We start from the raw sequence: 14,090 nt of genomic DNA, 5'->3' as shown, positions 1-14,090 counted from the left end.
ATAGGCCCCGGCAATTTGGTTGAGGAACGGATCCCTGCCTCCTGACTCGCTCAGGCGGCAGGGGAGTGAAGTCAGTCAGACGACCTTCGGCAGCACAGCCTCGATTCTGGCGCGCTTCGGCTCCAGGAAGCGCGGCAGCTTCAGGGCCTGGCCGAGGGTTTCGGCTGGCTCATCGACCGCAAATCCCGGATCGTCCGTGGCGATCTCGAACAGGATTCCGTTCGGCTCACGGAAGTAGACGGCGCGGAAGTAGTCGCGGTCCTTCTGCTCGGTCGTGCGGATGCCGTGGTTCTCGGCGAGCTTCTTGACCATCTCCGCTTGCACCGCGTCGGTGGTCGCCCGGAAGGCAATGTGGTGGACCGTGCCGGCCCCGGAACGGCCCCGCGGAAACTCTCCGGCCTCCCGCAGATCGATGATGCCGCCGAGCACCGTATCGCCCGCCTTGTAGCGCACCAGCGAGCCTTCGCGGGCGATCTCCGTGAAGCCGAAGATGTCGGTCAGGATCGCCCCGGTCGGAGCCGCCCTCGTCACCAGCAGGCTGGCGCTATGAAAGCCGCGGATCGCATGCTCGGCCGGAATCTCGTCTGCTGTCCAGGCGGGCTCGTGCTCGGTGCCGGGCACGGCACCGAGCGCCAGGCGCATGCCGTCCGGGTCCTTGAACGCCAGCACGGTCTCGCCGAAGCGCTGCTGCGGCGCCTCAAGCACCACGCCCTTCTCGACGAGGCGGTGGGTCCAGTAGCCGATGGAACCTTCGGGCACCCGGAACACGGTCTCCTGAGTCTCGCCAGCGCCGAGCCGGCCCGGAGCGGCATGCTCCCAGGGAAAGAACGTCAGAATGGTGCCGGGCTGGCCGGACTCGTCGCCGTAGTAGAAATGGTAGGTGCCAGGATCATCGAAATTGACCGTCTTCTTCACGAGGCGAAGCCCCAGGACCCGGGTGTAGAAATCGAGATTCCGCTGGGCCGGACCTGCGATGGCTGTCACGTGGTGAATGCCGTTCTGGAGCATTGTCGTGTCCTTTCATGGGGCAATCAACGCCCCGGTGCTGCTCCAGAGATAAGCAGGTTCGGTCCGATCACCACGCGGTTTTTATTGCATACACGCAATATAAAAATTGCCTTCTGGTCAATTGCATTGCATTCATGAAATGATCACTTTCGCCCCCAAGGGACCACTTCCGGTCCAGGAGACAGCCCCATGATCGATAATCGCTTCGCCCCTTACGGCGCCTTCGCCCTGCGTGCCGGCCTCGGTATCATGTTCATCGCCCACGCCTACTTGAAGATCGCCGTATTCACGGTGCCGGGCTTCGCCGGCTTCCTCGGACAGGTCGGCTTCCCGAGCTTTCTCGCCTGGCCGATCATCCTGGCTGAACTGATCGGCGGCCTTGCCATCCTCACCGGCTTCTATGCCCGCGCGGTCTCGGTCGTGCTGCTCCCGGTCCTGCTCGGCGCACTTCTCGTCCATGCTCCGAACGGCTGGGTGTTCAATGCCCCGAACGGCGGCTGGGAGTACCCTGCGTTCCTTGCTCTTGCTGCTGTCGCACATATCCTGATTGGCGATGGTGTCTTTGCCGTGAAGCCCGTTACCTTTACGGGTGGCTCTACAGCTACGCTGCGCCCTCGCATCAGCTAAGGGACAACAACTCGACATTGGCGGCCGGCGCGCCCCTGCGCCGCCGCTCATCTGCACGGTGGCTTACCATGGTTGAACCGTACAAGAACTTGTCTTGGGACGACTTCCGGCTGATCAAGGCTATCGCTGACGTGCGAAGCCTGCCGGCGGCCGCAGCGCTTCTCGGGATAAACCACTCCACCGTGTTCCGCCGCCTCGGTCAGATCGAGGACGCGCTCGGGGCCAAGCTCTTCGAGCGCCACCGCAGCGGTTACACCCTCACCACCGTCGGCGAGGAAATGGTCGCACTGGCGCAGAGGGTGGACGAGGACATCACTGCCTTCACCCGCAAGATGGCTGGACGCGAACTGGCACCGGCAGGCGAGCTGCGGGTGACCACCAATGACTCGCTCCTGGTCCACTTGCTGACACCCCTGTTCGTCAAGTTCCGGAAGAAGTGCCACGACGTGCGCCTCGACGTGGTTCTGGCCAACCAGGAGCTGAACCTATCGAAGCGCGATGCCGACGTGGCGATCCGCGCCACCGACAATCCACCCGAGAACCTCGTCGGCCGTCGAGCCGCAACCATCGCGTGGGCGTTGTATGGCCGCACCAGCGATTTCCCCGTGCCCGAAGCTATTGACCAAGAGAGCCTGTTCGAACGCGATTGGGTGTCACTTGGCGACAATCTCGCGACGCTTAAGGCGGTGAAGTTCGTCCACGAGCACGTACCGCCGGAGCGGATCGGCTACAAGGTCAACACGGTTCTTGGCTTGGCCGAGGCGGTCGAGCAAGGCCTTGGCATTGGTCACCTCCCCTGCTTCATCGGCGATGCTCGACCGGGGCTTGTCCGCCTTAGTCCACCCGATCCCGAGTTTTCCGCCGACCTCTGGCTCCTGACACATCCTGATCTGCGCCATTCCCCACGCGTCCGGGTGTTTCTCGACTTCCTCGCCGAGGAAATTGCGAAAAAACGCAAGTTCATCGAAGGACTGGTCACAAGCAGTGATTAGCTTTCTGCAACAACGATAACTCTATCGCTGCAGTTTCTCCGAAGCTCATGCAGATAAACCTCCAAGAACTGGCGCAAACCATAACCTGAAGGCAAGGAACAGCCCATATGAACAGCGCTCAATTCAGTGCCGATTTAAGGAGGAGTTATGCAGATTACTATCGCTCGACCTATGCCTTTGAACAGGAACACCGGTCCGCTGGCAGATTAAATCTATTTCGCTCGCCACGTCATGCAGCTGGCAATTACATGGAATCCTCCTATGGCATCTCGCTCCAAATCAGCCGCAGACCTAGGTTAGGTACGTCCCGAATTGATCTCGGGGCAGGCCGCTTCGAGGCCAAGCTCTCTACACCCAACTACGTGATCGCTCCTCCGAACCATTCTTGCACCTACGAACTTTCGGCGGATATCGACCTGCTCGTCGTGGAGTTCCCCAGCGAGATGTTTCAGGATTGCGCATCGTGTTCCCGTGATCTTGGACCGCTCCACTTTGGTGCGCATTCTGACATGCTGCCGATCCACTTCGCCGAGCGGTTGTGGGAGCTGAGCACACAGCCATTGGCACGGCTGGAGACTGACAGTCTCGGCATAGCATTTGCTACACTGCTCGTGCGAGCGCACAAGCCTCGCTTCGAGGACGGCTCGCGTAGAGGCGGCCTTAAGCCGAGAGAGTTGAGGCTGCTCATCGATTACATTCACAGCCACATCGCGGATGACCTGTCGCTCGCCAATCTTGCTGGCCTCGTTGATCTGTCGCCCTACCACTTTGCGCGCGCTTTCAAGGCCAGCATGGGAGTTCCGCCACACCGGTACCAAATGATGCTTCGCATCGAACGTGCAAAAGAGCTTCTGGCGAGCACCGATTTCTCCATCACTGAAATCGCGCATACCTGTGGGTTCGCTTCATCCCAACACATGGCGACCGTGTTCCGATATTCGGTCAGCACGACCCCCACAGAGTACAGGCGACAGTCACGGCTTTGAACGGAGATGGTCGACGACGCGTCAAATTGTTTAACCAGCCAGCCCCACTTCGTCACCAGCGACATCGGAAAGAGCGAAAGGGTCGCGGATGGAGAAGACTAACGGGCCCTTCCGGCGAAGATTCTTACCGGATGGCAACGAACCCGACTGCGATGCTCTCGTGAGCAAGCGGCCGACACCCCTCCGGCACGAACAATCGCCGCCGAGAACAGAACCTTACTGCCGATAGGGATGAACCAGGTTAGACCAGCTCGCGTCTCGTTCTGCTGGTGCATCGTGTGGTGCCACATGCTGAGGAGAGCAGGTTTTGGAGGCAGGACAGCAATGCGTGGTCGCGACATTTGAGCTTGTGACTGCCTTATACCTGCGATAAAATTTTCATGTGGCAATTCTCGCGACTAGGACATGTCCCTGCATTGAGGCAATCGGTGCGGGTCCCAATGGATGGGAGCCATGGTTTCACCACCAGACCAGCACCGAAGGTTTTGATTTGCGCCGCCTCGGCGAGAGGCATTTGTCGCGCGCAAAGGCACTCGGACTTACAACAGATTTACTCAATGTGTTTTTTTGCGCAGGATCATGAACCTGTCAGCAATCCTGAGCACGCCCTGAAGCATGACTTCTGCCATCCTCGCCTACGGTACTAGTGCTAGTTTTATCGAAGCGTTCCTGTCCGAAAAGTTTCAACAGCGCCTCGTGCGTGTATTCAGGCATTCGACATTCTGAATGGAAAAGGTTTACCCACGATCGCTTCGCCTTCGTAAGAACCTGATCGATACGGCAAGAGGAACAATGGAAAGCTCCACCCGGGCGAGGTGGACAAGGGGTTTCGATTAACTCAGCACACCTGCACAGAAAGGAAAGCATCCATGGCCAATGCTACACCCACTCCTGGCAAGCTCCTGCTTTCGCCCAATGACCACATTTTGATCATGATCGATTTCCAGTCACAGATGTCCTTTGCGACCAAGTCCATCGACGCTGTGTCTCTACGGAATAACGCAGCTCTGATTTCCCATGCTGCAGCAGAGTTCAAGGTGCCGACCATTCTGACAACGGTAGCGGAGAAAAGTTTCTCCGGCCCGATGTTCAACGAGATCACGGACGCCTTCCCAGGGGAGAAGCTGCTTGACCGTACCTCCATGAATACCTGGGAGGATGCGGCCGTCATTCAGCGCGTCAATGAGATCGGTAAAAAACGGGTCGTGTTGGCCGGCCTTTGGACATCCGTCTGCATCGTCGGGCCAGCCTTGTCAGCGTTGGACCAAGGATATGAGGTCTATATCGTAACCGATGCATGTGGTGACGTCTCGACGGAAGCTCATGAGCGCGCCATCGAGCGCATGATACAGGCTGGCTCACGGCCCATGACGTCCCTGCAGTACCTGCTTGAGCTGCAGCGCGATTGGGCGCGCACCGAAACCTATGACACGACCACTGGAATTGCCAAGAAGTATGGCGGTGCCTATGGCCTCGGCATCATCTACGCCAAGACCATGTTCGGTGGCCGCGAAGATGCTCATGCGACCGGCGTCGGAATGGCCACGGAAGCCGCGGCCAGGTGAGGCCCGGCGTCCGATCACCCGGCGGGCTGCAATCTTCAGATCATGCAAAGCCCGCCGGACGCGCGAGGCGCCTGATGATCGGACCCGAGCCCGCTCCACCACAGCCATTGGCGATGTTCATCGATGTCAAACAGTGTGTTCGCGGCAAGGGCAATGATGGCCCGACCGCGAGTCATTATCCTCCCTCAAACAGGCCAGGAGAGGTCCGGGTGTCCTCCCGACAGGGCCTTCACGTCAAGGGAGTTCAACCATGATCCCCAATCCCAATCGGCGCACGGTCGTCGCAGGGCTCGGCACATTGGCGGCCGGGTTCGGGCTTCGCCCGGAACGCGCGGAGGCACAGCCCATGAACACCACCGCCGACCTTATTCTGTTCAACGGTAAGATCACCACTCTCGACCGGCAGAACCCGCAAGCTGACGCTGTTGCGATGCGCGACGGTCGCTTCGTCGCCGTCGGGGACGAGCGGGAGGTCATGGCGCTCGCCGGGCCGAACACTAGGCGCATCGACCTGAAAGGGAGACGCGTCATTCCCGGGCTGATCGACAGCCATATGCATATCATCCGTGGCGGGCTCAATTACAACATGGAGCTGCGCTGGGACGGCGTCCGTTCCCTGGCTCAAGCCATGCAAATGTTGAAGGAGCAGGTGGACCGCACGCCCGCGCCACAATGGGTGCGGGTCATCGGCGGCTTCACCGAGCACCAATTCGCAGAGAAACGTCTGCCGACGCTCGACGAGATCAACGCCCTCGCGCCGGATACGCCGGTGATGCTCCTGCACCTCTACGACCGTGCGCTGCTGAACGGGGCCGCCCTGCGGGCAGTGGGATACACGAAGGACACTCCCAATCCCCCCGGCGGCGAGATCCAGAAGGATGCACAGGGCAATCCCACCGGCCTCCTCCTCGCCAAACCGAACGCGACCATTCTCTATGCGACCCTCGCCAAGGGGCCGAAGCTCCCGCCCGAATACCAGAAGAACTCCTCGCGCCACTTCATGCGCGAGGTCAACCGGCTCGGTGTGACCGGCGTGATCGACGCCGGCGGCGGCTATCAGAACTACCCGGAAGATTATTCCATCATCGAGGAGTTGCACCGCGAGGGCCACTTGACGGTGCGTCTCGCCTACAACCTGTTTACCCAGAAGCCGAAGGAGGAACTCAACGACTTCCGAAGCTGGGCCAACCAGGTGAAGATGGGCCAAGGCGACGACCTCTACCGCCACAACGGCGCCGGCGAGATGCTGGTCTATTCCGCCGCCGATTTCGAGGACTTTCGCGTGGAGCGGCCCGACATGCCGCCGAACATGGAGAGCGATCTCGAGCCGGTCATCCGTCTGCTGGCCGAGAACCGCTGGCCGTGGCGGCTGCACGCCACCTACAACGAGACGATCGGCCGGGCCCTCGACGTGTTCGAGAAGGTCAACAAGGACATTCCGTTCAACGGCCTGCACTGGTTCTTCGATCACGCCGAGACTATCGACGACCGCAACATCGACCGTATCGCCGCGCTGGGCGGCGGCATCGCAGTCCAGCACCGGATGGCCTACCAGGGCGAGTACTTCGTCGAGCGCTATGGCGCCAAGGCGGCCGAACACACGCCGCCAATTCGGCGCATGATGGACGCCGGCGTGCCGGTCGGTGCGGGGACGGACGCGACCCGCGTCGCCTCCTACAATCCCTGGGTCTCACTGTCCTGGCTGGTGACGGGCAAGACGCTGGCGGGCCTGACGCTTTATCCCTCGGCCAACCGGCTTGACCGCGAGAGCGCCCTGCGGCTGTGGACCGAGGCCAATACCTGGTTCTCGAACGAGGCCGGCAAGAAGGGGCAGATCAAGGAGGGCCAGTTCGCGGATCTGGCGGTGCTGTCGGACGACTACTTCTCCGTTCCCGAGGACGGGATTCAGGACATCACTTCCGTCCTGACGGTTCTCGGCGGGAACCCGGTTTATGGCGACGCCGACTTCAAGGATCTCGCCCCGCCGCTGCCGCCCGCGATGCCGGATTGGTCGCCGGTGAAAACATATGGCGGTTACCAGAAGCGCGCCGATGCTCAAAACGAGCGCAAGTACGCCTTCGCGGCTGCCGCCTGCGCCTGCGCCAACAGCTGCGGCGTGCATAGCCATGCCCATGCCAGCGCGTGGGGCGCCAATCTGCCGACCTCCGACGCCCGCTCGTTCTGGGGCGCACTCGGCTGCTCGTGCTGGGCTTTCTGACGGTGGACGCCATGGCTGACGCTGTCGCCCCTCGCCCGATCAGCCAGATCCTGGCCCTCCCCGGCTTCGATCTCCTGGCTCGGCTCGCCCTTGCGTCGCCCTTCCTGATCAGCGGCGTCATGAAGCTCCTCGATTTCGAGGGTGCCATGACCGAGGTTGCAGGGATGGGGCTGGGGCCGGCGGGGCCGTTCGCATTAGCCGTCATCATCACCCAGATCGGCGGATCGCTCCTGTTCCTCACCCGCCGTTACTGCTGGCTCGGCGCGGGCATCTTGGCGGGCTTCACGATTGTGGCCACCCTGCTGGCGCACCCGTTCTGGGCCTTCGAAGGGCCGGATCGCGGGCGCCAGACCGCCACCTTCTTCGAGCATGTTGTCATCGTCGGCGGCTTCGCCATGGCGGTCTTGTCCGTCAATGGACGGAGCAAACAGCCATGACCGGATCCCGCGACGCGGTCGCTGAACACACGGCGCCACCTCCGCCGCCCGGCACCTTTGCGCCTCTCCACCACCGCCTCTTCGCGGTGATCTGGACCGCCACCGTGCTCGGCAACATCGGCACCTTCATGCGCGATGTCGCCTCCGCCTGGCTCGTCACCGACATCTCTGCGTCGCCGGCTGCCGTCGCGATGATTCAGGCCGCCGGCACCCTGCCGATCTTCCTGCTCGCGATTCCGGCCGGTGTTCTATCTGATATCCTTGACCGCCGTCGCTTCCTGATCGGCATTCAGATCGGCCTGGGGCTCGTGAGCACCGCCCTCGCCTTCCTGGCCTGGTCTGGCGCGGTCTCGGTCGTGAGCCTCGTTGCCCTCACGTTCCTCGGCGGTGTTGGCGCGGCATTGGCGACACCGGCCTGGCAGTCCATTGTGCCTGAACTCGTTCCCCGGTCGGATATCAAGGGTGCGGTGGCACTCAACTCGCTCGGGATCAACATCGCCCGATCCATTGGCCCGGCCCTGGGAGGATTCCTCCTCGCCGCCCTGGGTGCCGCAGCGGTCTACGGGCTCGATGTCCTCACCTATGTGGTGGTCGCATCCGCCCTGTTGTGGTGGCAGCGGCCCCCCGACGCGGATGATGGCCTGCGGGAGCAGTTCGGCGGGGCGCTGCGGGCGGGACTGCGTTATGCCCGTGCCAGCCATGACCTCCATCGGATCCTGTGGCGGGCCGTGCTGTTCTTCGCCTTCGCCAGCGCCGTCTGGGCGCTGTTGCCGATAGTGGCACGCCAGGAGATCGGCGGAGGACCGAGCTTCTACGGCCTGTTGCTCGGCAGCGTTGGGGCAGGCGCAATTGTGGGCGCCATTCTGCTTCCGCGGGTCCGCGCCGGGCTTGGCCAGGATCGCTTGGTGCTCGCAATGTCCCTCGTCACGGCAGGCTCGACCGCGTTGCTGGCGGTGACGAACTCGGAGATTGTGGCAATCATCGCGACCTTCGTACTCGGGATCGCCTGGATTGCGATGCTGACTACGCTCAACAGCACCATGCAGGCCATCCTGCCGAACTGGATCAGGGGCCGTGGTCTAGCAATCTATCTGACGGCCTTCAATGGCGCCATGGCGGCCGGCAGCCTCGGCTGGGGCTTCCTGGCGCAGGAGATCGGCACGGATGCCACCCTGATCGTCGCCGGCATCGCTCTGGCTGCGACCGCGACACTCGCCTATAGAGCCCCCCTGCCCAGCGGCGAAGGCGATCTCACTCCCTCGATGCATTGGCCCGAGCCGGCGATGGCCGAGCCGGTCGCGCACGACCGAGGGCCTGTCATGGTCATGGTCACCTACCGCATCCCGCAGGCGGATCGGGCTGCCTTCCTCACGTCCCTTGAGCGCCTTTCCGAGGAACGCCGGCGCGACGGAGCCTACGCCTGGGGCGTTTCCGAGGATGCGGCCGATCCGGAACATATTGTCGAGTGGTTCTTCGTCGAATCCTGGGCCGAGCACCTGCGTCAGCACCGTCGGGTCTCGAAAGCGGATGCCGACATTCAGGCAGAGGCACGCCGCTTCCATCAGGGACCAGAAGACCCGGTCGTTCAGCATTTCCTCGCGCTCGAACCGAATCGGGAAAGAGCGCCCACCACGGAGGAGATCTCGTCATGAAGATTGTTCTCGGACTGCTGTTGGCGCTTGGCGTCGGCGTAGTGTGTCGCCTCGTCGAATTGCCCTTGCCCGCGCCGCTGGCGCTCACCGGGGCGCTTCTCGTGTTGGCGATGTCCGCTGGCTACGAGATCGTCGACCGCCTCGCGTCCCACCGGCCAGCCACGCAGCGTGAGAACTGCGGCGGACCGGACGGGCATATTGGGATGGCCCGCGATGTTTCCCGCCAGAAGGTGGGGTGAGCCATGCTTCAGATCGCGTTAGGCCTCATAATAGCATTTGGGATCGGCGCCTTCTGCCGCTGGGTCGATATTCCGTCGCCGGCCCCGCCAAAGATTGTTGGCGCACTCTTGGTCGTCTCCATGACCGCAGGCTTCCTCCTCACAGGACGCATTCTTGGAATGCAGTGAGGCCGACAGCCGCGACGTTTGTGAGTGATGAGACGTGGGGCAATTGAGGCTTGGCTGGAACATGACGGACGGTCGTATCGTCGGCCGTTAACGTCCACGAGGAAGATCCGATCCATGGCAGACATCCCATCCCTTCTCACTCCGTCCGATTGTGCCCTGCTGCTTATCGATCATCAGGCGGGACTGGCTTTCGCGGTGGAGTCGATCGATCGTCAGACGCTGCTCAACAACACCGCGGCCCTGACTCGAACAGCCGTCGTCTTCGGCCTTCCCATCATCGCCTCGACATCGGCGACGAAGGTCTACAGCGGGCCTCTGATGCCTGCGATCCAGAAGATCATTCCGGATGTGCAGGCGATCGACCGGAAGAGCATGAACGTCTGGGAGGACGAGCCGGCTCGCGCGGCTGTCACGTCGTCGGGCCGGAAGCGCCTGCTGGTCTCAGGCCTCCTGACGGAGGCCTGCGTCTCATTCGCTGTGCTCTCGGCATTGGCGGAGGGGTATGACGTCTATGTCGTCGCAGACGCGTGCGGAGGTCTGACTCCCACAAGCCATGATCTTGCTCTCCGCCGGATGGAAGCCGCCGGAGCACGCATGACGTCCTGGATCCAGGTCCTGCTCGAACTGCAGCGCGATTGGACCCGCCACGAGACCTATGACGGCGCACGCTCCATCGTGGAGACCTATGGAGGAGGATATGGGATTGGTCTGAGCTACGCCCGCGACATGATCAAACCTCCAAGCCCGGTCGGATCCCCGAAGTGAAGTCGTCGCGATGCTGTTCGTCATCCACGCACTGGACAAGTCGGGAGCCTTGGACGTCCGTCTCGCTCGCTATGAAGCGCACAAGGCGTTCCTGGCCGATCCGAGTCCGTATGGTGTCCGCATTGTCATGTCGGGTCCCCTGACCACGGATGACGGGGCAACGATGATTGGGAGCCTGTTCGTGGTCGAAGCGGCCGACCGTGCGGCCGTTGAGCGGTTCAATCGGGCGGATCCCTTCCACGATGCCGGCATCTGGGAGCGCGTCACGATCACCGGCTTCCAACGCCGGCAGGGATAGACCCATTGCACCGGTACTCTTCGGAAGCGATCGTCCCAGATTCAACGACAAGACGGCAAGGGAGCGAGGCATGTTTCGTAGGATGGACGACAGCTCCAACCCAGGGAGTTCGGAAGATCCAAGGACTTGCCCCTGGCTCCGATCCATTCTGTCATACGCCAGCAAGGCCGCGTTCCTGGCGCTCGCTCTGGCAGCCATCCCGGAAGCAGTTGCCCAATCGTCCGGTCAAGGTGATCCGTCCGGGGAACAGAGCGCAGCCGAGAGTCCACCATCGCCGCCCGAGCTGACCAATCTCCGCTACACTGAGGATTATTCGTACCTGCGGGATCCGTCCAAGCGCACAGGAGCCTGGTGGGAGCCTTTCAAGTTCATCCCACTCGATGCTTCCGGGACCAGTTATCTGACCCTCGGAGCTGAGCTGCGGTTCAGGGAGGAGGCCTACTGGAACTTCAACTGGGGCGAGATCCCGGTCGACAATTACCAATGGTACCGCGTGTTGCCCTATGCCGACTTGCATCTCGGGCCCAACGTGCGCCTGTTCGGCCAGATGATCGGGGCCTGGGTCACCGGCAAGGAGACGCCGGTGACCGGCGTCGACCAGACCGGGTTCGAACTCCTGCAGGGCTTCGCCGAATTCAAGCTGCCCCTGAGCGAAGGGGCCGACCTGACTTTGCGTGGGGGACGGCAGCTGCTGTCGTATGGAACGGAGCGCCTGATCAGCCTGCGGTACGGTCCCAACGTGCTCCGGTCGTTCGACGCAGGTTTGGTATCTGTCGAAGCGGATCCATGGCGCGTTGATGCCTTCTATGCCCGGCCAGTGCGCAATAGGGTCGACAGCTTCAACGACCACTTTGACGACGATAGGTCGGTGTGGTCGGTCTATGCCACCCGCAAACTGGATGCGATTGGCCCAGAATCCGGTCTGGACCTCTATTACATCGGTTATCGCAACACCCACGCGGAATTCAACCAGGGCTCCGGAGACGAGGTCCGGCACACGCTCGGCAGCCGCTTCTTCGGCAAGGCGCAGGGCTGGGACTGGAATTTCGAGGGCATGGTCCAGTTCGGCAGCTTCGACGGCGGCAATATCCGCGCCTGGTCGGTTGCCTCCGACACTGGCTACACCTTCGAGGACGTCACCTTCAGCCCGCGCGTCGGCCTGCGGGCGAACATCATCAGCGGTGACCGCAACCCGAACAATCCGGATCTGCAGACTTTCAACGCTCTGTTCCCGAAAGGAAAATACTTTGGCGAGATCGGTCTGGTCGGACCGTCCAACCTGATCAATGTCCATCCGAACCTGACGCTGCATCTCAACGATCAGTGGACGCTTTCGGGAGCCGCGGTGTTCTACTGGCGGGAGAGCCTCGGCGACGGCATCTACGACAACGGTGGTGGCCTCGTGCGCCCGTCCGATGACAGCCGGGCCCGCTACATCGGAACCCAGGCGGACGTGGTTCTCGGATGGGAGCCCACCCGCTGGTTCAGCGCGGAACTGGCTTACTCGGTATTCGTGCCGGGGCAGTTCATCAAGGACACGGGCCCGTCCAAGACGGCCCACTTCGCGGGGTTCGAGACGGTCCTGAAATTCTGAATGCAGTTTGGTGGAGAGTTCGAGCCGTGCCATGGAGCCTTTCAACCCGCGCAGCTCTCGTCATGGTCCTTGCGGCCGCCATGAGCGGGTGCCTCGCAACGAATGATCGCGTGGCCGTGCCAGGACCGGAGCTCGAAGCTGCTCGTGTCGGCGGCTACGGCGATATCCGCTTCTGGGGCGACGAGGTGACGCCGACGATTGAGGCGGTCATCAGCCGGCAATACCGCCAAGTGAAGGATGCAGCTCTTGCCGGCGAACCAGGAGCCAGCACCAGGAAGGCCGATTTTCTGGCCATCTCGGGAGGCGGCGGCGATGGCGCCTATGCGGCTGGCTTTCTCACCGGATGGGCCCGGAGCGGCCAGCGCCCGCGCTTCGAGGTGGTGACAGGCGTCTCGACGGGAGCCCTTGCGGCCCCGTTCGCCTTCCTTGGCCCCTCATATGACGGCGTGCTGAAGGATATGTACACGAAGTACGGCGACAGCGACCTTCTCGTCGATCGCGGTATTCTCGGGTTTCTGGGGTCCTCGCGGTACGACACGGCTCCGCTCAAGCGACTGATCGAGCAATACATGACGGACGACGTGTTGGATGCGATTGCGCGGGAGTATTCCAAGGGACGTCGTTTGCTCGTCCAGACCACCAACATCGATGCTCAGCGTCCAGTCATTTGGGATCTCTCGGCCATCGCCGCGAGCCAGCAATCAGATCGTCGCGACCTCATCGTTCAAGTTCTGCTCGCATCGAGCGCGATCCCCGCCATCTTCCCTCCTCAACGAATACGCGTGAACGTCAATGGACGCGCCTACGACGAGCTCCACGTTGATGGTGGTGTCTCGGCCCAGATCTTCTTCGCACCGCCGCGGACCCGCTTCTCCCGTTTCGAGCAAACTGCCTTTGGCGCAGCAAGGCAGAGAACCCTCTATGTGATCCGCAACGGCAAGCTCACGCCTGATTACAAGCCCACCGATCAAGCGGCCTTTCCGCTTGCGGTCCGATCCATCACGACGCTGACAAAGTACCAAGGCTTGTCGGACCTGCGGAGACTGGATCGGATCGCCCGTGAAAACAATGCGCGTCTTGTTCACCTCGATTCCTGCGGGATTCATGAAAGAGCCCCGGTCGGAATTCGACCGCGAATACATGGGAGAACTCTTTCGCGTCGGCGAACAGATGGGGGCGTCGGGACGGGCTTGGCAGTCAAGCCCGCCGGCAGCTCCCGCCCTAGCCCTTTAACAGGAGGAGAAGACACATGTCAGATGCAAGCGCGATCAGAGAGCACATGGAAGTGATCGGAGCCGACGGCATTCACGTCGGCACCGTTGATCGCCTGGAAGGAGACCGGATCAAGCTGACCAAGCAGGACAGTGGCCAGGGCTCCCACGCAGGTCATCACCACTACGTTTCGATAGCCCTCGTCGCCGAGGTCGAGGGGGACAAGGTGAGATTGTCGGCCAACGCCGATGTCGCCGTCTCGTTCGAGGAAGAGGCGGACGGCAAGCCCAGGGAAGAATAGCAAAATTCCATGCAGGGGTTCGGATTGA

At 62.0% G+C, this 14,090-nt stretch carries 15 protein-coding genes; 14 read left to right on the top strand and 1 reads right to left on the bottom strand.

Going from position 1 to position 14,090, the window contains the following annotated elements; genetic code table 11:
• Nucleotides 1-75: 75 nt before the first annotated feature.
• Entirely contained in the window at nucleotides 76-1,008 is a 933-nt protein-coding gene (locus ACUXUR_RS19885; RefSeq protein WP_445504092.1) for a ring-cleaving dioxygenase, read from the bottom strand.
• A gap of 189 nt (nucleotides 1,009-1,197) precedes the next feature.
• Here ACUXUR_RS19885 and ACUXUR_RS19880 point away from each other — a divergent pair, with 189 nt between their 5' ends.
• From ACUXUR_RS19880 to ACUXUR_RS19815, 14 genes are all read left to right on the top strand, one after another.
• Nucleotides 1,198-1,635: a DoxX family protein gene (locus ACUXUR_RS19880; RefSeq protein ID WP_445504091.1), complete on the top strand. Its 438-nt coding sequence runs from the start codon at nucleotides 1,198-1,200 to the stop codon at nucleotides 1,633-1,635.
• 68 nt (nucleotides 1,636-1,703) lie between these two features.
• On the top strand, nucleotides 1,704-2,627 hold the full coding sequence (locus ACUXUR_RS19875; protein ID WP_445504090.1) for a LysR family transcriptional regulator: 924 nt from the start codon (nucleotides 1,704-1,706) through the stop codon (nucleotides 2,625-2,627).
• Between the two features lie 107 nt (nucleotides 2,628-2,734).
• The gene (locus ACUXUR_RS19870) at nucleotides 2,735-3,613 is read left to right on the top strand and encodes a helix-turn-helix domain-containing protein (protein ID WP_445504089.1); all 879 of its coding nucleotides are present in this window, start codon (nucleotides 2,735-2,737) and stop codon (nucleotides 3,611-3,613) included.
• 869 nt (nucleotides 3,614-4,482) lie between these two features.
• Nucleotides 4,483-5,178, top strand: a complete 696-nt coding sequence (locus ACUXUR_RS19865; protein ID WP_445504088.1) for a hydrolase — start codon at nucleotides 4,483-4,485, stop codon at nucleotides 5,176-5,178.
• Nucleotides 5,179-5,428: 250 nt separating this feature from the next.
• Nucleotides 5,429-7,396: an amidohydrolase gene (locus ACUXUR_RS19860; protein WP_445504087.1), complete on the top strand. Its 1,968-nt coding sequence runs from the start codon at nucleotides 5,429-5,431 to the stop codon at nucleotides 7,394-7,396.
• An 11-nt stretch (nucleotides 7,397-7,407) separates the two neighbouring features.
• Nucleotides 7,408-7,833, top strand: coding sequence for a DoxX family protein (locus tag ACUXUR_RS19855; protein WP_445504086.1), 426 nt, complete (start codon nucleotides 7,408-7,410; stop codon nucleotides 7,831-7,833).
• On the top strand, nucleotides 7,830-9,485 hold the full coding sequence (locus tag ACUXUR_RS19850) for an MFS transporter (protein ID WP_445504085.1): 1,656 nt from the start codon (nucleotides 7,830-7,832) through the stop codon (nucleotides 9,483-9,485). The genes ACUXUR_RS19855 and ACUXUR_RS19850 overlap by 4 nt, the downstream gene beginning before the upstream one ends.
• Nucleotides 9,482-9,724 carry a DUF1427 family protein gene (locus tag ACUXUR_RS19845; RefSeq protein ID WP_445504084.1) on the top strand — a complete coding sequence of 81 codons (243 nt, stop codon included), beginning with the start codon at nucleotides 9,482-9,484 and terminating at the stop codon, nucleotides 9,722-9,724. Before ACUXUR_RS19850 ends, ACUXUR_RS19845 begins: the two co-directional genes overlap by 4 nt.
• Before the next feature lie 3 nt (nucleotides 9,725-9,727).
• Entirely contained in the window at nucleotides 9,728-9,892 is a 165-nt protein-coding gene (locus ACUXUR_RS19840; protein WP_445504083.1) for a DUF1427 family protein, read from the top strand.
• Nucleotides 9,893-10,006: 114 nt separating this feature from the next.
• Nucleotides 10,007-10,657 carry a hydrolase gene (locus tag ACUXUR_RS19835; protein WP_445504082.1) on the top strand — a complete coding sequence of 217 codons (651 nt, stop codon included), beginning with the start codon at nucleotides 10,007-10,009 and terminating at the stop codon, nucleotides 10,655-10,657.
• A gap of 10 nt (nucleotides 10,658-10,667) precedes the next feature.
• On the top strand, nucleotides 10,668-10,955 hold the full coding sequence (locus tag ACUXUR_RS19830) for a YciI family protein (protein WP_445504081.1): 288 nt from the start codon (nucleotides 10,668-10,670) through the stop codon (nucleotides 10,953-10,955).
• Between the two features lie 70 nt (nucleotides 10,956-11,025).
• Nucleotides 11,026-12,549: an alginate export family protein gene (locus ACUXUR_RS19825; protein WP_445504080.1), complete on the top strand. Its 1,524-nt coding sequence runs from the start codon at nucleotides 11,026-11,028 to the stop codon at nucleotides 12,547-12,549.
• Nucleotides 12,550-12,575: 26 nt separating this feature from the next.
• A complete protein-coding gene (locus ACUXUR_RS19820) occupies nucleotides 12,576-13,838 on the top strand; it encodes a patatin-like phospholipase family protein (RefSeq protein ID WP_445504079.1) in 1,263 nt (420 codons plus the stop codon).
• Nucleotides 13,799-14,062, top strand: a complete 264-nt coding sequence (locus ACUXUR_RS19815) for a DUF2171 domain-containing protein (RefSeq protein ID WP_445504078.1) — start codon at nucleotides 13,799-13,801, stop codon at nucleotides 14,060-14,062. Before ACUXUR_RS19820 ends, ACUXUR_RS19815 begins: the two co-directional genes overlap by 40 nt.
• The last annotated feature ends 28 nt before the right edge of the window (nucleotides 14,063-14,090 follow it).

It is taken from the genome of Microvirga medicaginis, from assembly GCF_052658925.1.
This window is presented reverse-complemented; position numbering and strand designations above follow the sequence as displayed.